The sequence below is a fragment of the Enterococcus sp. DIV0806c genome, from assembly GCF_051710905.1.
GTDB lineage: Bacteria > Bacillota > Bacilli > Lactobacillales > Enterococcaceae > Enterococcus_B > Enterococcus_B mundtii.
Genome location: NZ_JBIOLO010000002.1, coordinates 157,031 through 173,336, shown reverse-complemented (window position 1 = coordinate 173,336; position 16,306 = coordinate 157,031). Strand labels below are relative to the sequence as shown.

Below are 16,306 nucleotides of genomic sequence, written 5' to 3'. Positions count from 1 at the left end.
CTTCATAGAAAGGACAGAAAAAATATGCACAGTTTATTTGATCATTTAGTCATGGCGGATAAGACTAAACGATGGCTGGTCTTATTGGCAACGTTAGAAGAAGAGGAACACGTTATCGCCCACACCTTAATTGAGCAGACTGGCTTTGGGCGACGGACGATCATTGAAGATATGAAGGCAATCAAGTATTACTTTGGTGAGAGAATCCAATTGATCGGCGATGAGAAGGGCTACCACTTTTCCTTTCTTGACCCTAAAGGGTATTATGAGAAGAAACAAGCGTTACTAGATAAAGAGAAACTTTTTCTCTTGGTGGATCAATTGGCTGCGGGAAAGTGTTTAAATAATCACCAGTGGATGGCGTATCTTGATGTTTCGAGTGCAAGCTTTCAACGGATGAAACGGCAGCTTCAAACGTTAATGACGACCTATTATGGAATAAAACTTGAATCGAAAACCAATCAACTGTGGGGGGAAGAAGCGGGAATTCGCCAATTCCTTTATGATTTTTATTTCACCTTACCCTTGTATCCTAGGGTTCTTTCAGAACATATTCAGGACCTGTATCAGGAGAAAGTGGCGATTCAAGATGGACCTTGGCACCTAGACGAAACCTTGTTTAATCAATGGCTGAAATTGGCCAAGCAACGGGTCGACCAAGGACATTGCTTACAGGATCAAGTGACACATGAACAACTCCAAACGACGCTGATCCAGGCTCTGGATCAACAGGTGCGTGTGGCTCTTCCAGGATCAGAAAAAGCGGCGTTGTTCCTCCTGTCATTAGATGAACGCCAGTTCCTGAACCCTATGACACAACAAGACTTTATCCGCACGTTTTCACCTGCGAGTGAGTATGCGTTACCGGTGCGTGAGACCGAAGGTCTGACTTATGGTTTTTTCGAAACATTGCTTTTTTTAATGGAGGCCTTTTTCCAGCTGCCTACACTCGAAGCACCAGAACAAGTACCGCGTACAAGCAGTGAGAAACTGTCTCCTTTAGACGTACTCATGAAACGTTTTTTAGCCGAGAAGAAAAAATATAGCCAGACGATTTATGTTTCCTATCAGCTAGTAGGACCACGTGCTTTGACACGATGGATCAAACAGGAAGTTGAAACGAGGTTAAAAAAATCTGGCTTACAGGTGATTGAAGCTGCCCAAATGAATCCACTCGGACTAGTACGCCATGTACAAATCGTGAATCAACCACAAACTAGAAACGCTCGTGCAACGCTTGTACTTCCCTACGTACCTAGCAAGGAGAACATCATTGAAGTGCTCTCTGTATTTTCTGAGTCAAGCTGATTTAACAGGTAGGAAAGAAAAATATTTGAACAAGTGAGGAGGAAAAAAGTTGCTTGAGTTTCAGATGGCGTTTATTACAAGCGCAGAGGTTAAGCGATGGATGCAGGTGTTAAGTATGATGGAACAAGAACAGCGTTTTACGATTGGAGAGCTGAGTGAACAACTGGCTATTTCACAACGTACCTTAATAAAAGATATTCAAACATTCAAAAACCATTTTGGCACAAGTATCGAATTACGCGCAAATTATAGTGGGTATCGATTTGAAGAACGAAATCGTAGGGACTATCAAGAGAAAAAGAATAACTGTTGGGAATTTATTTTTATTAGAAGGTGACTAATTAGTGGTTTAATCGATTCGAATGTAGGCACGTGTACTACTAGGGGAATATCATAATCAGTTGTTTATGCCGCCGAAGGAACGTTTAATTGCTAAGCACGTTGAGTTGCTTGTAACGAACTATCGTATCGGCTGTACCTCTTGGATTTCTCTTTTGAAACGGATTATGTTCTTATGGCAGTATTCCTACGGTTCAAGATTGAGCAAGAGTCAAGCATCAGTTGAATCCACTGATCGATCAGGAAATATTTTAAAAGAAGGAAGGAAACAAATGACGACATTTTTTAAAAAAGAAGCGTATCTTGAGGGCTTTCAAAGTACCTTTGAAGAGGCCGGAAAACGAGCAAGGGAAGACCTAAAAATCTATTTAAATACCCAGATCCAACGATTGGAGACTTTAGTGAGTCAAATCTGTCAGGAGAATTTTAGGGAAATATTGCCGGAGACCTTAGGAATTGATGCCAAGATGGGATTAGTAGCAGCTTTGTTCAGCTTTGATTATTTTTCAGATGAGGAAATCATTCGAATCATTGAAAGTGACTACCCCATCTACTTTAAAGAACTATGTGAGTACAATCGCAGTATGGACCCGAAACATTCTATGATTTTCAAGGTGTTATGATGGATGGGTCTGTGTATTATATTTAAGAACTGGAAAAGCTAACTTAATGGAAGAAAAAGAGTTTTGGAAGAATCTTAGCTCTTGGCGTCTAGTGTATAAGCATATAAAATAGGATAAACTTGTATCCACCTATTCCCTCATTATTTGGACGGATAGGAAAAAGAAGTTACTGCTATGGTTATGCCAAAGGTAGTAGATACACTTGAAACATTTGAAAGTATTTTTGAAAAATAGCCTAATTTAGAAAAATAAAAAAGAGACCCACTGATTGAAACGAGTAGATCCCTTTAGTATGAATTAAGATTGTCCATTAGAGAGTTTCACTCCTTATGCGATTTTTTCTAATTCATGTAAGGCATTTTCAATTGTTGTACCTGTTGCGACTTTGGTTTCATCGTTTTTAAAGAAAACAATAAATAAGTTTAAGTTAGTGTCCAAAGTGACACGGTAATCAATCGTTTTGTTAGTGAATGTCATATACATTCTCCTTTCTCAAATAGTGACGAAAGGTAACGATAACGTCTATAGCGAAATTCTATATTAATAGAATAGCACAAAAGGTGACAATTAGCTCGGAAAACATTTTATAGAAAACTCATTCTAAATTATGGTGTTATAGCACAAAGTAGTCCTTGAGAAATGAAACCTTCATGATTGATGGAGCCTAACGCCATAAGAAGCAACAACAGGAAGGAGTTTCTGCTAAATGTTTGTTAGTGAATTTATCGTTCTTGTTTATCGATTGGAGTTGTTTAATGAATTTTAAGGTAGATGTAAATAGTAAAGCTATATACAGAAAATAATATTGTAAAATTGTAACTTGGTGCTTTGTGTGGTATACTAAATGTAGTGATATACTTTGAAACGTATTAAGAGTGCTATGCTTCCATTTATACTCTCCTTTTGCTTATCAAACATTTATTGCAACAACACGCATACGTAGAGATGCACAAGGAGGAAATAGTATGAATAATGGTACAGTAAAATGGTTTAATGCAGAAAAAGGTTTTGGTTTTATCACAGGAGAGAATGGACAAGATGTCTTTGCTCATTTTTCTGCAATTCAAGCAGACGGATTTAAGTCTCTTGATGAAGGACAAGCAGTCACCTTTGATACCGAAGAAGGTCAACGTGGCATGCAAGCCGTCAATATTTGCACAGCATAAATGATTTGTTCGACCGTCTCAACTGTTTGAGACGGTTTTTTTAATACTTAAAAAGGGGAGATTATTATGAGTTTTGGACAGTGGAAACCAATAGAACCATCGATCGAAGGTTTGGCTTTTGAAAAAAATCAACAGGTGTCATTTAAACATAACAAAAAACAAGTCGTTGGAACCATCGTAAAGCTGTTAAGCAATTCAGCAGTTGTCACCTTGAGTATAGCAAAGGTAACCGTTACTTCAGAAAAAACGGTGATCAATTATAAAAACTTAGTAGCTATCTGAATCAAGTGTTACTCGTTGAAAAAGGTACTCATCAATCTAGCAAAGTAAAAAAACTACACATTCAGTTTATGAAGTACGCCCCCTAAGTTAGACCAAAAAATCTAACTTAGGGGGTATTTTAGTGACTAAATACGATTATGCATTAAAAAAAACAGGTAGTTGAAGCTTATCAGAGAGGCGAAGAGGATTATAAAACATTGGCGAATCGGTATAGTATTCCCCTCTCATCTAACGAAACGATAAGCGACTTTCTTTCTAATGACGTTAAAATAATTAAGCTAAATAGCATCAAGAAACGGAGGGTCTGTGGAGATATCTTGGTCAATAAGAGAAATCGATATGGAAACAATCTACGCTCATCATTCCGAAAAGCTCTCACTTCGATTGATAAGAACTGTAAAGTTTAACCTAGTACATAGTAATTCATTTGACTAAAAAACATTTGACTAGATTTGCATAATTTTCACTAGTGCATGCAAATTATGATTTTATTTTGAATGCAAACACTGATAGCATTGGTTATGCCAGCTAGAGATTGTCCTTGCACACTTATGTTTACTAAAAACCATCGTTTACGAGAACAGAAATTCTTACGAAATTTATTTGATAGACATCCTAGTTTAGCAACTTTTTCAAGATATTCGATTATATTGGATATCTTTTTTTGTTGTTTTTCATAAACGATGAATATTGAGACATATTTGTGCGAACTAATGGATATATCTATTCATTATATCTCAGTTTGTTGGTAACAAGGACTTGAAGAAAGGAGGACACAATGAAACTATTAACTATGTTTTCTGCATTTATATTGTTAAGTACCACTGGAATCCACAATTCTATAGCGTTCCAACAAGTCGGTTATGCAGAAACAGAGTCGAGTTCTGGTGTAAACGAACAATCAACAGATACGGATACAACGGATTCTTCAACTAATCCATCAGATGTACAAGGAACAACTGAGAAAAGTAAGGAAGACCAGACAATGGCATCAGAGACAGCGGATGAATCTCATATGTCTAACCAAGAGTCTCATGATTCGGATTACGAGGATAGATCAGAAAAAGCAGAGAAGGAAACAAGTTCAGACGAGAAATCAGAAATAGAGCCTGAAGAAGAGCAAGTGGAACGTTTTGACGCTGATGCAGCAATGATTGAACTCGGTGTAGATAGTGAGACACATTTACGGGCAGTTTTACTAGGGGAAGTTTATACCGATGATGAAGGAATCAAATACGACTATGGTGAGATTGCAAATGATCAATCCTTGGTGCTTACTTTTGACAGCAACTTGACATTTACTGCCCCGATCAGTGGTATTCAAAGGACGAACGTCACCTTTAGGAGTCAGGGGGAACAAGTGATTTTTTCACAGACGACGGCAGAAAATCTGATGCAGTTCGTGAATCCTATGCAGCTTACTTGGCAAGGAGTGCAACAACAAGGGATCCAGGCTGCGCAAGGACTGGCTCAAACAATAGGGGCATCAACGATTACCTTTGAGAATACCCAGATGGAGCTGACCACTGCTACAGGACGGGTGGTGAATAACAACCAGGCGCATCTTCATTTTAAAGGAACGAACGTAGTTACAACTGCTACGTCGGCAATTCCAACGTTATTTGTAGCTGAGCGACTCTTCGTCGAAGGTCATTTGACAGTCAACCATCATTCATCAAATACCGCACCAATTTTTGAAATGAATCAAGTGGAAGTCGCAAGCAAAGCTGAAATTTCTGTCACACGAAGTACAAATAGCAATACAGGCACAGTCTTTCATTTGACTGGTACCGCAGCAAGTCTTGATTTTGGACAAGGAAGTGTGACCACGATTCGCCAATCTGGTGCAATGGTTTCCTTGCCAAATGCTAATCAAGATAGTCGGTTGACTTTAGCATCAGGGGCTACACTAGATGTCGGAACAGGACAGGGGATTTCTGGTAATTCCACCAGTACGCTAGGCGAAGTACGTATACAAAGAGGCAGTCAGTTAAAACTATCTGAGTACGGAACGGTTAGTGCAACACCAGCAATCAATGTCGGACATCGCTTCATTGTTGAAAATAGTACAGCAGATCAACCAACAATTATTGGGGGAGCACGGGCGGGAACAACGACGGGGGCCTTTATACAACTTCAAAGTGCAAGTTCTTCCGTTGAATTGGGGGAGTACACACAAACAAAGATCTCACAGCAAGGACCGATGTTCACAGGAGTGGCTAGTTCAACGATAGTAATCCAAGATCATGTAAAAATGAACAATCAGCACAGCAATGGGTTTAATGGCAACGTAGCAGTCGGCAGCATTACCATTGGCAATCAGGTAGAAATTGCCATAAGTGAACCTAACAATGCCACTGTTGGTCAAGCGTATCGAACCTTTTTCGCCACGTCTTCTGTTCAAATCGGCAACCATACAAAAATTGATGTACCGAGAATGAGGACGACATCTTCAGCAAGTACTTCAAATGTTGTTATCGGCTTAGCATCAAGTAATGGGAAAATCGCCATTGGGGACTATTCGGAAATAATGGTGAATCAACGAGGGGCATTTATCAACGCAAGTTTGGCCCATGTCACTTTGGGGAAATACGCGAAACTTACAGGTGTATTAGGTAATGGATTTACCGCAGGAACAATGGTGGATCAATTTGAGCTTCTTGAAGGGGCTGAAATCACTATAGCTGAGCATTCCACAAGCGTAGCGGCAGATGCTTTCTCCGTGCAAAGACGCTTCTTTCTAGGAGAAAACGCACATGTGAACTTTTCCCGTACTTCATCATCAGCCAATCCTCTCATATCGTTAGGATCAACGACAACAGCTTCTCAATTTTTGTCAGAAGCAAATGCAAAAATCACGCTCAATCAAGTAGGACCCTTAGTTACAGGTCGAAGTACAACAGATATTTATATTGGTGAATCGAATACATTCAGCTTACAAACCGCACAAGGCTTTACTGGCGGGACCACAGCAGCAGCTGCTTCAACTATCCGCCGTTTACATGTAGGTGATCATTCTCAAATCACTGTTTCTGGCCGGAACAATGCAAATGTCGATTTTTTCCGGTTTAGGGAAGAAATCAATTTAGGACGTGAGTCAAAGGTAATTGTCGATCATACCACTCGACAAGCTGCGCGAGCCGTTTTTCGCTTAACGTTAGCGAACTCAAAATTTACGATGGAAGATGGGAGTAAAGTTGAAGTTGATACAGGTGGTCGCTTTATACAAGGTGTTGCAACGACGGATGTGTTATTTGGAGAAAATTCTTTTACTAGAATCAATGCAGCTAGAGGAATGACAGGAAATACAGCTGTTCGTTCGGTTACACTTGCTCAAAAAGCTGAAGTTCATTTAACGGAACCAACAACTAATAATATTCAGAATGCAGCAGTCGGAAACAATTATGCACGAATCAGGGTAGCACAACGAGTTGAGTTACTTGATAACGCCAAAATGACCTCTGAAAGAAATCGTACAACTTCAGACTCACGCTTTATCCATCTTGGAAATGCAAATTCTTTTGTGCGCATAGGAAAAGGTGCTCACATGGATGTCAACCAATCGGGGGGGATATTTAGAGTCGCTACGACGTCAAATTTAATTCTTGAAGAGGATGCTTCATTTACTGGTGTTGCTAGAGGATTGAATACGCAAGGCGGAGGGAATGCCTCAAGCAATCATTCGAATTCTTTTGCCAACATCACAGTGGGAGCCAGAGCTGAGTTTTCCCTAACAGACAATCGATCCGGGATGGGAACAACAGCAGAATTTACCAATCGTCCTCTTGTTAATGTACGGAATACCTTTACTGCTGAGCAGGACTCTTTGGTTACGCTAGAAACAATTCGAAATAAATTACAAGTTCTCTATTTCAGAGCGGGGAACGCACAATTGAATCTAAAAGATGTAGAGCTATTTGAAATTAGTCATCCTACGACACGTACAGGACAATCTAATACGCAATTGCAACGATTGATTCGTTCGCAACAATTTACAGTAGCGAATGGTCTGAAAATTAATGTGAATAATCAAAAATTTTCAGTTTGGGAGAATGCTGCTTTAGAGGCTCCGACCGAAGAGTTTATAAATATTTATGGAACCATGCGTATTAATCGTAATGGTGGGAATCCCTTCCCATATGGAGGGACAGGAAATGGCGAAGCACGTTCCAGATTACTGAGTGGCGAACAATTAGATGGTTCCTTGGAAAGTCTCGAAAAACAAAATGATCTTTATCAAGTCATTGCTAAAAATAACTATAATAAAATTCGTTTTTCAGAACCAGAAGGTCTTGTTGCACGAATCGATGCGTTGAGTGATCAATCCACAGAAATCACAGGATCCATGTATGAAGATACAGATGTTACACGAATCACTTATACAAATACCAATGGGGAAATCGTTGAATTGGATAAAAACTCTGAACGGATTGAATGGGGCGACTATCGTGATGAACATCAACTATATCGCTATTTCCGAATTCCATTAAGAGAAAATGAACGATTGGAAACAGAATCAGAAGTGTCAATTTTCTTATCCAAACCTTCGATTGAGACCTATGTCGATGTGACAGCTCGTCAAACTGTGATCAAAGGTGTCAACTTTGAAGCTTACAATATTACCTTAGATCGCTATAAGATCAACGAGTTAAGTACGAAAGAGGCGTTAGATGCTTTGATTCTGCAAGAAAGTCGAGCACAAGCCGAAAATGTCTTAACTGGAGTGGATATGACGGATGACTTTCGCATCGTGGAAACGGATCTTACTCGAGAGGTTGACGAAGACGGAAGCTACTTTGCTGTTCTTGAGGTAGGAAATAAAGCCTATCAACTGACAGTCGGCATTGATGTTACGTCAAAATTGGAACATATGCGAGTAACGATTCCAACCAAAATGGTGTTTGAATCTTTGTACAACACGGCTGAATCGAATCGTAATTTTGAAAGCCAAGCTTATGAGATCCACAACCAATCTCCACTTGCTGTAGATACCTATATCAATCAAATGGCGATCGATGATAGTGACGGGATCGTTTTGTTAGAAGCTGGAGAAAATCCTCTCGATTACGCTGAAAGTGAAAGTGAAGAGGAAGAACCAACTCTTAGCTATGATGATATCTCGACACCTTTGTTGGAATTGAACTTAAAAACGGAAGAAACACAAATCCAACTTTATGAAGCTATGGATGAACAGCACTTGGTTCGTTTAAAAGAAAGAAGCCGTGTACCAATTTCCTTAACAGGAAACTTCTACGGTGATTACCCGCAATGGGTCGTCGATACAGAAGCTGATCAAGGTGGTTATTATGAAGACTTGCTCGTACCGAATTATCGTATCGTATTACGATTTGTTCCACGAGACTGAGTAAAAAGATCGTACCAACTGCGAAGGAGGTGAATCCATTGGAGGAAATGAATCAAACCGAAAACAAGGCGCGACGCAAATGGGTCTTGTGGTTGTTGTTATTGACTATGCTTGCCGGCGGGATTGGCTATTATTTCTACCAATCAAAAGAAGCAGTCCCTTTGATCAGTGCAGATCTATTGCCTGAGTTTGGTGATGCTACTGATCAGCGTGTATCTGAACGTGCGCAGGAAATTGCGGATGCGAATTACTTTACACTGCAAATCAATCCAGAAGCCATCTTTGAAAATGGTCAAAGCACTGGATCCATCGAGATCGTCAATCCGGGCACCAATGTGTACCCGATCGCCGTGGATATCTCTTTATTATCAAGTGGAGAAGTAATCTATTCTTCTGGTGCAATCTATCCAAATCAATTTGTTGAAAATGTCGCATTGGCGACACCGTTGGTAAAGGGCGAGTACCCTGCCAAAGCCACAATCAATATCTACGATCCTGAAAGCAAAGAAAAACAAGGGATCACTGAAGCTGAATTAACGATTATCGTTAAGAACTAAAAAAGAAAAGCGAGGAAATAAAAATGAAAAAAATGTTAGCAACAATTCTAAGTACAGCAACGATCGTAGGAGTAGTAGCAAGCGGCACTAAAGCTTTTGCCACACAAACCATTGATGGACGAGAAGGTGATACTTCAGGCGATGTCCAAGTAAACGGAATTATCGGAGAGTTTGATAATACAACACCTGGACCAAACCCCGATGATTTGAACCAATGGATCAATGTGACGATTCCTACAACAGCTTTGTTCTATACCACAGAAGAATCAAGCCATAAAGAGATTGTGTCCCCTTCGTATACTGTTACGAATAACTCCGCAGTTGGTGTTATAACTTCTGTTACGGGTGTCGATACACCCTTAAAGATGGATGAAGTTGACTTGTTAAATGTAAATGGTATTGAATTATTTAGCGAAGGAAAACCTACTGTTGCAGAAACAGAATTATTTACTCTTGAAGGCAATCAAGGAAAGAATGAAGGAACGTTCACTTTCGCTGGTGAAGCAACGCCTGTCAATACATCAGAAGAGTCAAATCCAAGTTTCAAGTTGGTCTTGAGCTTTGCTCCTGATGTGGACGAAGACTAAGAACTGAAATCCCAGTAAAGAAGGAAACTATCGTATGAAAAATCGAAAAAAAATATTTTTATTAGTTACGGTATTGCTGGCTCTGACTGCCTGGGATCTATCAGAAACTATCGTTGTAGAGGCGACAACAGGGCAAATCACCGTGATTGGTCAAATCGGTGAGACGGAGAGTACAGAGAAAGAAGACGATGACAAAAAACAAACGATCGTAGCGGATGTTTCTACAATAGAACAAGGGAAGTTACCGCAAACAGGTTCCTCAAACACAAAAAGTTTGATCATACTTGGATATGTACTCATAGTATTGTTTATCATCCTAGTAGTAAGACAAAAGAAACACAATAAAAGAGTTGCTTAATAATATAGTCACCAGACGAGTCATAAAAAGGAGGAACTGTGAGGTAAACTTGCAGTTTCTCCTTTTTGATGTAAGGCTTTAGCAATTAAAAAAAAAAAACGCTCTTCGACAAGTAGTGTTGGTGGGTTCAAATTGGAAGAATTCGACGAGAATCAATCAATTTTACTCTCTTTTTTTTATTTTTTTACAAAAAATAGTGTTAGTAGAAAATATAATTATTTTCCACCAACACTAGATATTATAGAACCATACTCCACTTTATTCGAGAGCTTTTTTAATTTAAATTTGCCTCCATTAAAGAGCTTGGAAGAAATTTATCCGGTTTTACTCATAAGCTGAAGTTCGAAGTTAAAAAATTATTACTATAGAAACACTTGAAAAGAACATAATATATTTTTACTATTATAATTTATAACATAATAAAGGTGCTTTGCATATATATTATCCTCTTGTTTATTAAAGATTCACTTATGAGTTAAGTAAATACTAGATACTTAAGGTGCTCATTCGAGGACCTTGATTTTGTTATTCGTTTTTTCCTTTAATAATCACTATAGACGTTTGATGAACAATATTAATTTTCTTTTATACTTATTAAAGAAAATGAGTTTTTTTGATAAAAATAGGAAGATTGTATATTTAAGACATTTATTTAGAAAGTAAGAAAACAATCTGTAACGATTTATGCGGACCGGAAAAATTTTATTCTAATTTAAAAATAAGGACAGCTACGGTTGTAACGTAAACATAAATAATTATTTTGTTTTATTATATTGTTTTTGAGTACATAGAAGTGGATAACTTATCAATTATTTAAATGAAGTACTAAAAATTCTAGTAAAACAATATCAATTCTTTATACGTATAGTGAAATAGTTGTATAGATTTTTAGCAGCTTTGTTCTATTACAATTGTAGCGCTCAGTACTCAAATACTATTATACTTGATAATTATTGGGAGACACACAAATCGTTATTTAGGCTGTAGTGATGTGCTATTTAGTAGATTTTTTTTGATTACTAGGATATCACTATTTTAAGAATATTTAAGATTTTAAATAAAGAATTAATAGACATGATTACACTAGTTAAGGATAATAGTTCACAAATTTATTTAGTTTATTTTTAATTTTGTAAAAAAATTCTCAATTATCGATAGGTATTATATATTATATATTTAAGTGACAGTAATTCAGTATCTTTTCAGTTAGTGCACAAATATATAAGCAAAGGGTATAGAAAATAAGTATTTTTGAACCTTTATTTAGAATTAACGTGAACACAAAATGGTAGATATTCTTTAAATTATATTATGTTAAATAGATAGTATGACACCAATTTACAAATTTTAAATAATGAGATAATTTTCACAGGTTCAACAGAAGGTGCAAATAATGATTTTTATTTGAAGTATATTTCGGGTATTGTAAATAAAAACATCAAAAAAATATTTTTTTGAATATTGAAAAAGATAAGGAGTGAAATGAATCTTAACATTTAAATAACGATTGCTTATTGATGTGCATTATTATACCGAAATCTTTATTATGAAATTTAATAAAATTGACCAGTAAAGTCATATTATTCGTTTATTTATTCTTAAATAAAAAAGGAAGCGTTTTCTCAGGGACGTTACACCTGATAATAAATGAAGATTAAACAAATTTGAGATTAAAATATCGTAGTGTCGCAGTAACTATTTTAACTGGTGATTATTACACTTTGAAGTTTCTAGTTTGGTATTTCAATGGAAATTTATAAAAAAAGATTGATAAAGATATCTAGAAAGAGGAATTATCTTATGAAATATCATTTGCAAAAACTATAGTATTAATTTCTTCAGGATCCAGTATTTCAGTCTTTCTATAAGGGGATTTCTCTAATCAAACTAAAAAATAGATAGTAAAATAGAAATTTCGAAATCACCTTAAAACCTTGAATAATCAATAGTGCATGGGATTCCAAATGAAACTATTAGTATATCTATTTTTGGTGAACAATAACCAAAGTAATTCGTATCCATCTTCCAAAAAAGAAAAAATGGATTGGAATATGTTCCCTAACAATCTGATAGCAAGTCAAATAGTAGAGAATACACGGTTAATTATGAGTCGAACACGGAGGTACAAACTCAGTTTAGTGTATTGATTCTTTGAATAATAGTTAAATAGATGAAATAAGTATGCTGAACAACTTTATATTATCTTCTTCATTAAGAACTCACAGCGTAGATTTAACTATTCAGGAAATAGAAACGGGATTAATTTCGAATAAAATATTTTAACTCTTGGTTCAGTAAATAAACATACAATGTTTACACTAAAAATATTACTGTTAAAAAACCTGGATTAACCTCAACTGCCCTATTCACAAGTTCTGCGAATAGCAGTTTTTGAACGAAGTGAAGTGTACATTGAAACTCCGAATATTTTTAAAAGTTGGAGGTGGGTTCTGTCAATTACAGTGAGAGATAAAAACTGTGAAAAGAGACATTTCCCGTTTTACGAAAGGAGAATATCTATCAATGAAACCTTTATTTGAGCAATTGATTTATAAAACAAAGATCCGAAGATGGTTTAACTTATTGAGTCTTTTAGAACAAGATGAACATGCAACGCTAAAAACTCTTGTAAATAAAACCAATTATACGAGGCGAACAATTTTAAATGATGTCCAAGAATTAAAATCATATTTTGATTCCTCTATTCTTTGGATTGGAGATGAAACTGGGTACCATTTTTCCTTACAAGATCCCAATACTTATGAACAGAAAAAACGTGCTTTATTAGCCGAAGAACAATTGTTTGTTTTTTTTGACTGCATAGCCAGTGGACAAAAACTCTCTAATGACCAATGGGCAAAAGAACTAAATGTGTCAAGTGCGAGTTTTAGCCGGATGAAACACCAACTCCAATCTTTTTTAATTAAGCAGTACAAAGTTAAGCTGGATGCTAAGAACAACTTTTTTGTGGGGGAAGAAGTGACAATCCGTCAACTACTCTATGATTTTTATTTTTCGTTGCCGACCTATCCTGAGGTGGCTACAAAAAAAATTAAACAGTTATGTAAGATACAAACAAGAGTACAAAAAGGAGAGTGGCAGATAGATGAAGAACGAATGAACCAATGGATAGTTATTGCACAATTAAGAATAACACAGGGATACGAGCTTAAAAAAAACGAGGAAACTTCACTCCAAAAGATGTTGGTCCGATCATTCGACTCTCAAGTAACAATTTCGTTGCCAAATCAAGAAAAAGCAGCACTCTTTCTTTTATCCCTGAAGGAGGAACAGTTTCTTAATCCAATGTTACAACAGAGATTTCTAAGAGAATTTTCTCTGCCAAATGCTTCTTCTCATAAGTTCATACGAACAGACGAGGAACTTGCTTCTCAGTTTCTTAGTACCTACTTATCATTAATGTACCTCTTTTTTCAATTATTACCCTGTAATAAAAGTGGGGTTATTCATCAAAAAGAGTTCTATTATAAATCTCTCTACGTCACCTATCGATTGTCAGGATCCAATGCACTAAAGAGATGGATAAAAAAGGAAGTAGAATCAGAATTACTTCAATCTGGCTGGTTAGTCGTGAACATATCTGCATTTAACAAGACTTCTTATCAATATTTTCTTGAAGTGAGTAATCTCACGAAAATACATCAGAAGGAAAGAGTCTTAAAGCTATCTCAGTTTCCCAGAAAAGAAGAGATACAGAAGGAAATCTCTCGATACTTAGCATAAGTATTATGCATATTGTAATCAAAGACAAGATATTTAATTAACAAAAGGAGGAACGGAATCGATGCGTCAACTCCAACAAGATTTTATGATGAATTCTATGAGTACTAGATGGATTCAAATTTTAAATAACATTGAAAAAGAACCGAATTTTACGCTTGTTGCATTATCGGAAAGACTTTCTGTATCACAACGGACGTTAGGGAAAGATATTAATGGTATTAAAGAGTATTTTGGGGAACATATTATCTTATCTGCTAAACAAACCGGATATAGATTTGAAGAGGTTAACCATGCCTGCTATATGGAAAAAAAGGCAGATTTGGTAAAATCAGAGATACTTTTTGCTGTGATTGGTCAGATTTTTAGAGGCGAATTAAAACCTTTTCAAGAACTAGCCCTTGAATATAACTACGGGGAAAGTTCATTTCGACGTTTTTTACTTCGGGCTGAAGAGCCTCTCAAAGCCTATGATTTAAAACTTAGTTTGAATCCTGTCACGTTAGTTGGAGATGAAGAGAATATTAGGAAATTTTTTTATGATTTTTACTACTTGGGGGAATATACAACGCATACGATACAGCCACCCAAAACTATACACTCGTTAATTCTGGAAAATTTATCCGATTATTTGGGCGATTATGAAGTTGGAACTGGGGTATCTGCTGCAGAATTTTATTTTTTGGTTTATCTTATGATGAACCGAGTCCAGCAAGGAAAACGCGTGACCCTTTCCTTTTTTAAAAAGCAAAGGATTACAAAAGAAAAGGATTTTATCTTGCTATATTCTCTTCGAGATGTGTTAGCTAACACATTTAATATAAATATACCTAAGGATGAGTTTATCTGGCTTTATTTAATACTTGTGGCGCAGCGCACGATTAATCAGATTGAGCGAGAACGACATTTTTATAGCCTATTTAATCAATGGCCTTCCATAAAATCAGTCGCATGGAAGTATTTTTCGAATACTCAGTTTGAAGGCTGGGATCGTAAGCTTCTCACCGATTTATTATCTTCATTTTTGGCTTCAAAAAGCCTCACCTACACTCTTCATCCTATTTGGAATAAGCAATTAGCAGAAGAAAGAGATCAAGCTATTGTAAACCACTCAGAAGCCTATCAAACAAACCGTCAATTTTTACGCCAGCATCAGAAGGTGCTTGGATTAGGTGACCAGTTCTTTGAAGACGTCGTTGTCGAATTTACTTTGTTCACTAATCTGTTACTTGGAACTTATTATCCTAAAAAGTCTGTTGTATTTTTATTAGCAGGTAATTCTATTGTGGTTCAAACGCTTTACCAGCAAGCCAAGCAACGTATAGGACACAATCATCGGATTCAATTACTTCCCTTGCAAGATTTGACGTCAGATCGAATTGATGCTGAGGAAATTGATTTAGTTGTGACGAATTATCGTCCCTATCTCTGGGAGTATTCATTTAACAAAGATTATTTGTTGGTAAATACGATTCCGAGTGAGAATGATTGGACACGTATAACTAAGCAACTAAATCGGCATTTATACTAAATTTTTTCTTTGGAAAAATAGAAAGATATTTCTACATTATTTCAATAATATGGAAAATAAGGAGAATGCCGCATTCTCAGGAAATTATGAATCCGATCGTAGATATAGAAATAATTTTAAAAGAAGAAGTAACTTTTAAATACGATAATTATAAAAATGAAAGTTCAAACTTAAAGCGGAATTATAAGAGCGGAATATTTTCTAAACTTGCTTTATAAATAAATTAAACAATAGTTTACTAAAAAAGTATAACATATGCTGATTTAGCAGTGACTTGTGTTTAAAAAGAAGACATGGTAGTACTCTTTGTGAAAAAAATTATCACTATTATGATGCGTTAAGACAATTATAAATAAAAAATTATTTCTCGATTTTATTCGAACGTATTTACAATTCGTAAAATACTCAGATATGAGAGAAATATTTATAGATATTTTTTTAATTTCCTT

At 36.4% G+C, this 16,306-nt stretch carries 12 protein-coding genes; 11 read left to right on the top strand and 1 reads right to left on the bottom strand.

Annotation, left to right across the window (positions count from 1 at the left end):
* Window positions 1-24: 24 nt before the first annotated feature.
* From IGK77_RS15580 to IGK77_RS15570, 3 genes are all read left to right on the top strand, one after another.
* The gene (locus tag IGK77_RS15580; RefSeq protein ID WP_438713348.1) at window positions 25-1,308 is read left to right on the top strand and encodes a helix-turn-helix domain-containing protein; all 1,284 of its coding nucleotides are present in this window, start codon (window positions 25-27) and stop codon (window positions 1,306-1,308) included.
* 49 nt (window positions 1,309-1,357) lie between these two features.
* Entirely contained in the window at window positions 1,358-1,645 is a 288-nt protein-coding gene (locus tag IGK77_RS15575; RefSeq protein ID WP_438713347.1) for an HTH domain-containing protein, read from the top strand.
* A 70-nt stretch (window positions 1,646-1,715) separates the two neighbouring features.
* Window positions 1,716-2,270, top strand: coding sequence for a DUF7006 family protein (locus IGK77_RS15570; protein ID WP_438713346.1), 555 nt, complete (start codon window positions 1,716-1,718; stop codon window positions 2,268-2,270).
* A gap of 327 nt (window positions 2,271-2,597) precedes the next feature.
* Here IGK77_RS15570 and IGK77_RS15565 read toward each other — a convergent pair whose 3' ends face one another.
* Window positions 2,598-2,747 (bottom strand): hypothetical protein, encoded by a 150-nt coding sequence (locus IGK77_RS15565; RefSeq protein ID WP_438713345.1) that lies wholly within the window; start codon window positions 2,745-2,747, stop codon window positions 2,598-2,600.
* A gap of 488 nt (window positions 2,748-3,235) precedes the next feature.
* Here IGK77_RS15565 and IGK77_RS15560 point away from each other — a divergent pair, with 488 nt between their 5' ends.
* The 8 genes from IGK77_RS15560 (at window position 3,236) to IGK77_RS15525 (ending at window position 15,857) form a co-directional block, all read left to right on the top strand.
* Window positions 3,236-3,436 carry a cold-shock protein gene (locus tag IGK77_RS15560; RefSeq protein ID WP_169059177.1) on the top strand — a complete coding sequence of 67 codons (201 nt, stop codon included), beginning with the start codon at window positions 3,236-3,238 and terminating at the stop codon, window positions 3,434-3,436.
* A gap of 66 nt (window positions 3,437-3,502) precedes the next feature.
* Window positions 3,503-3,718: a hypothetical protein gene (locus IGK77_RS15555; RefSeq protein WP_438713344.1), complete on the top strand. Its 216-nt coding sequence runs from the start codon at window positions 3,503-3,505 to the stop codon at window positions 3,716-3,718.
* 778 nt (window positions 3,719-4,496) lie between these two features.
* Window positions 4,497-9,083: a hypothetical protein gene (locus tag IGK77_RS15550; RefSeq protein ID WP_438713343.1), complete on the top strand. Its 4,587-nt coding sequence runs from the start codon at window positions 4,497-4,499 to the stop codon at window positions 9,081-9,083.
* A gap of 38 nt (window positions 9,084-9,121) precedes the next feature.
* Entirely contained in the window at window positions 9,122-9,640 is a 519-nt protein-coding gene (locus tag IGK77_RS15545; RefSeq protein WP_438713342.1) for a hypothetical protein, read from the top strand.
* 23 nt (window positions 9,641-9,663) lie between these two features.
* Window positions 9,664-10,227, top strand: a complete 564-nt coding sequence (locus IGK77_RS15540) for a hypothetical protein (protein ID WP_438713341.1) — start codon at window positions 9,664-9,666, stop codon at window positions 10,225-10,227.
* A gap of 34 nt (window positions 10,228-10,261) precedes the next feature.
* On the top strand, window positions 10,262-10,585 hold the full coding sequence (locus IGK77_RS15535; protein WP_438713340.1) for an LPXTG cell wall anchor domain-containing protein: 324 nt from the start codon (window positions 10,262-10,264) through the stop codon (window positions 10,583-10,585).
* Window positions 10,586-13,108: 2,523 nt separating this feature from the next.
* Window positions 13,109-14,329: a helix-turn-helix domain-containing protein gene (locus tag IGK77_RS15530; protein WP_438713339.1), complete on the top strand. Its 1,221-nt coding sequence runs from the start codon at window positions 13,109-13,111 to the stop codon at window positions 14,327-14,329.
* 61 nt (window positions 14,330-14,390) lie between these two features.
* Window positions 14,391-15,857, top strand: a complete 1,467-nt coding sequence (locus tag IGK77_RS15525) for a helix-turn-helix domain-containing protein (protein ID WP_438713338.1) — start codon at window positions 14,391-14,393, stop codon at window positions 15,855-15,857.
* The last annotated feature ends 449 nt before the right edge of the window (window positions 15,858-16,306 follow it).

What these genes read in the sequence shown, in the direction of transcription:
- IGK77_RS15580 (WP_438713348.1), top strand. Translation starts at nt 25, where the DNA reads ATGCACAGTTTATTTGATCATTTAGTCATGGCGGATAAGACTAAACGA.
- IGK77_RS15570 (WP_438713346.1), top strand. Translation starts at nt 1,716, where the DNA reads ATGCCGCCGAAGGAACGTTTAATTGCTAAGCACGTTGAGTTGCTTGTA.
- IGK77_RS15565 (WP_438713345.1), bottom strand. Translation starts at nt 2,747, where the DNA reads ATGACATTCACTAACAAAACGATTGATTACCGTGTCACTTTGGACACT.
- IGK77_RS15560 (WP_169059177.1), top strand. Translation starts at nt 3,236, where the DNA reads ATGAATAATGGTACAGTAAAATGGTTTAATGCAGAAAAAGGTTTTGGT.
- IGK77_RS15555 (WP_438713344.1), top strand. Translation starts at nt 3,503, where the DNA reads ATGAGTTTTGGACAGTGGAAACCAATAGAACCATCGATCGAAGGTTTG.
- IGK77_RS15550 (WP_438713343.1), top strand. Translation starts at nt 4,497, where the DNA reads ATGAAACTATTAACTATGTTTTCTGCATTTATATTGTTAAGTACCACT.
- IGK77_RS15540 (WP_438713341.1), top strand. Translation starts at nt 9,664, where the DNA reads ATGAAAAAAATGTTAGCAACAATTCTAAGTACAGCAACGATCGTAGGA.
- IGK77_RS15535 (WP_438713340.1), top strand. Translation starts at nt 10,262, where the DNA reads ATGAAAAATCGAAAAAAAATATTTTTATTAGTTACGGTATTGCTGGCT.
- IGK77_RS15530 (WP_438713339.1), top strand. Translation starts at nt 13,109, where the DNA reads ATGAAACCTTTATTTGAGCAATTGATTTATAAAACAAAGATCCGAAGA.
- IGK77_RS15525 (WP_438713338.1), top strand. Translation starts at nt 14,391, where the DNA reads ATGCGTCAACTCCAACAAGATTTTATGATGAATTCTATGAGTACTAGA.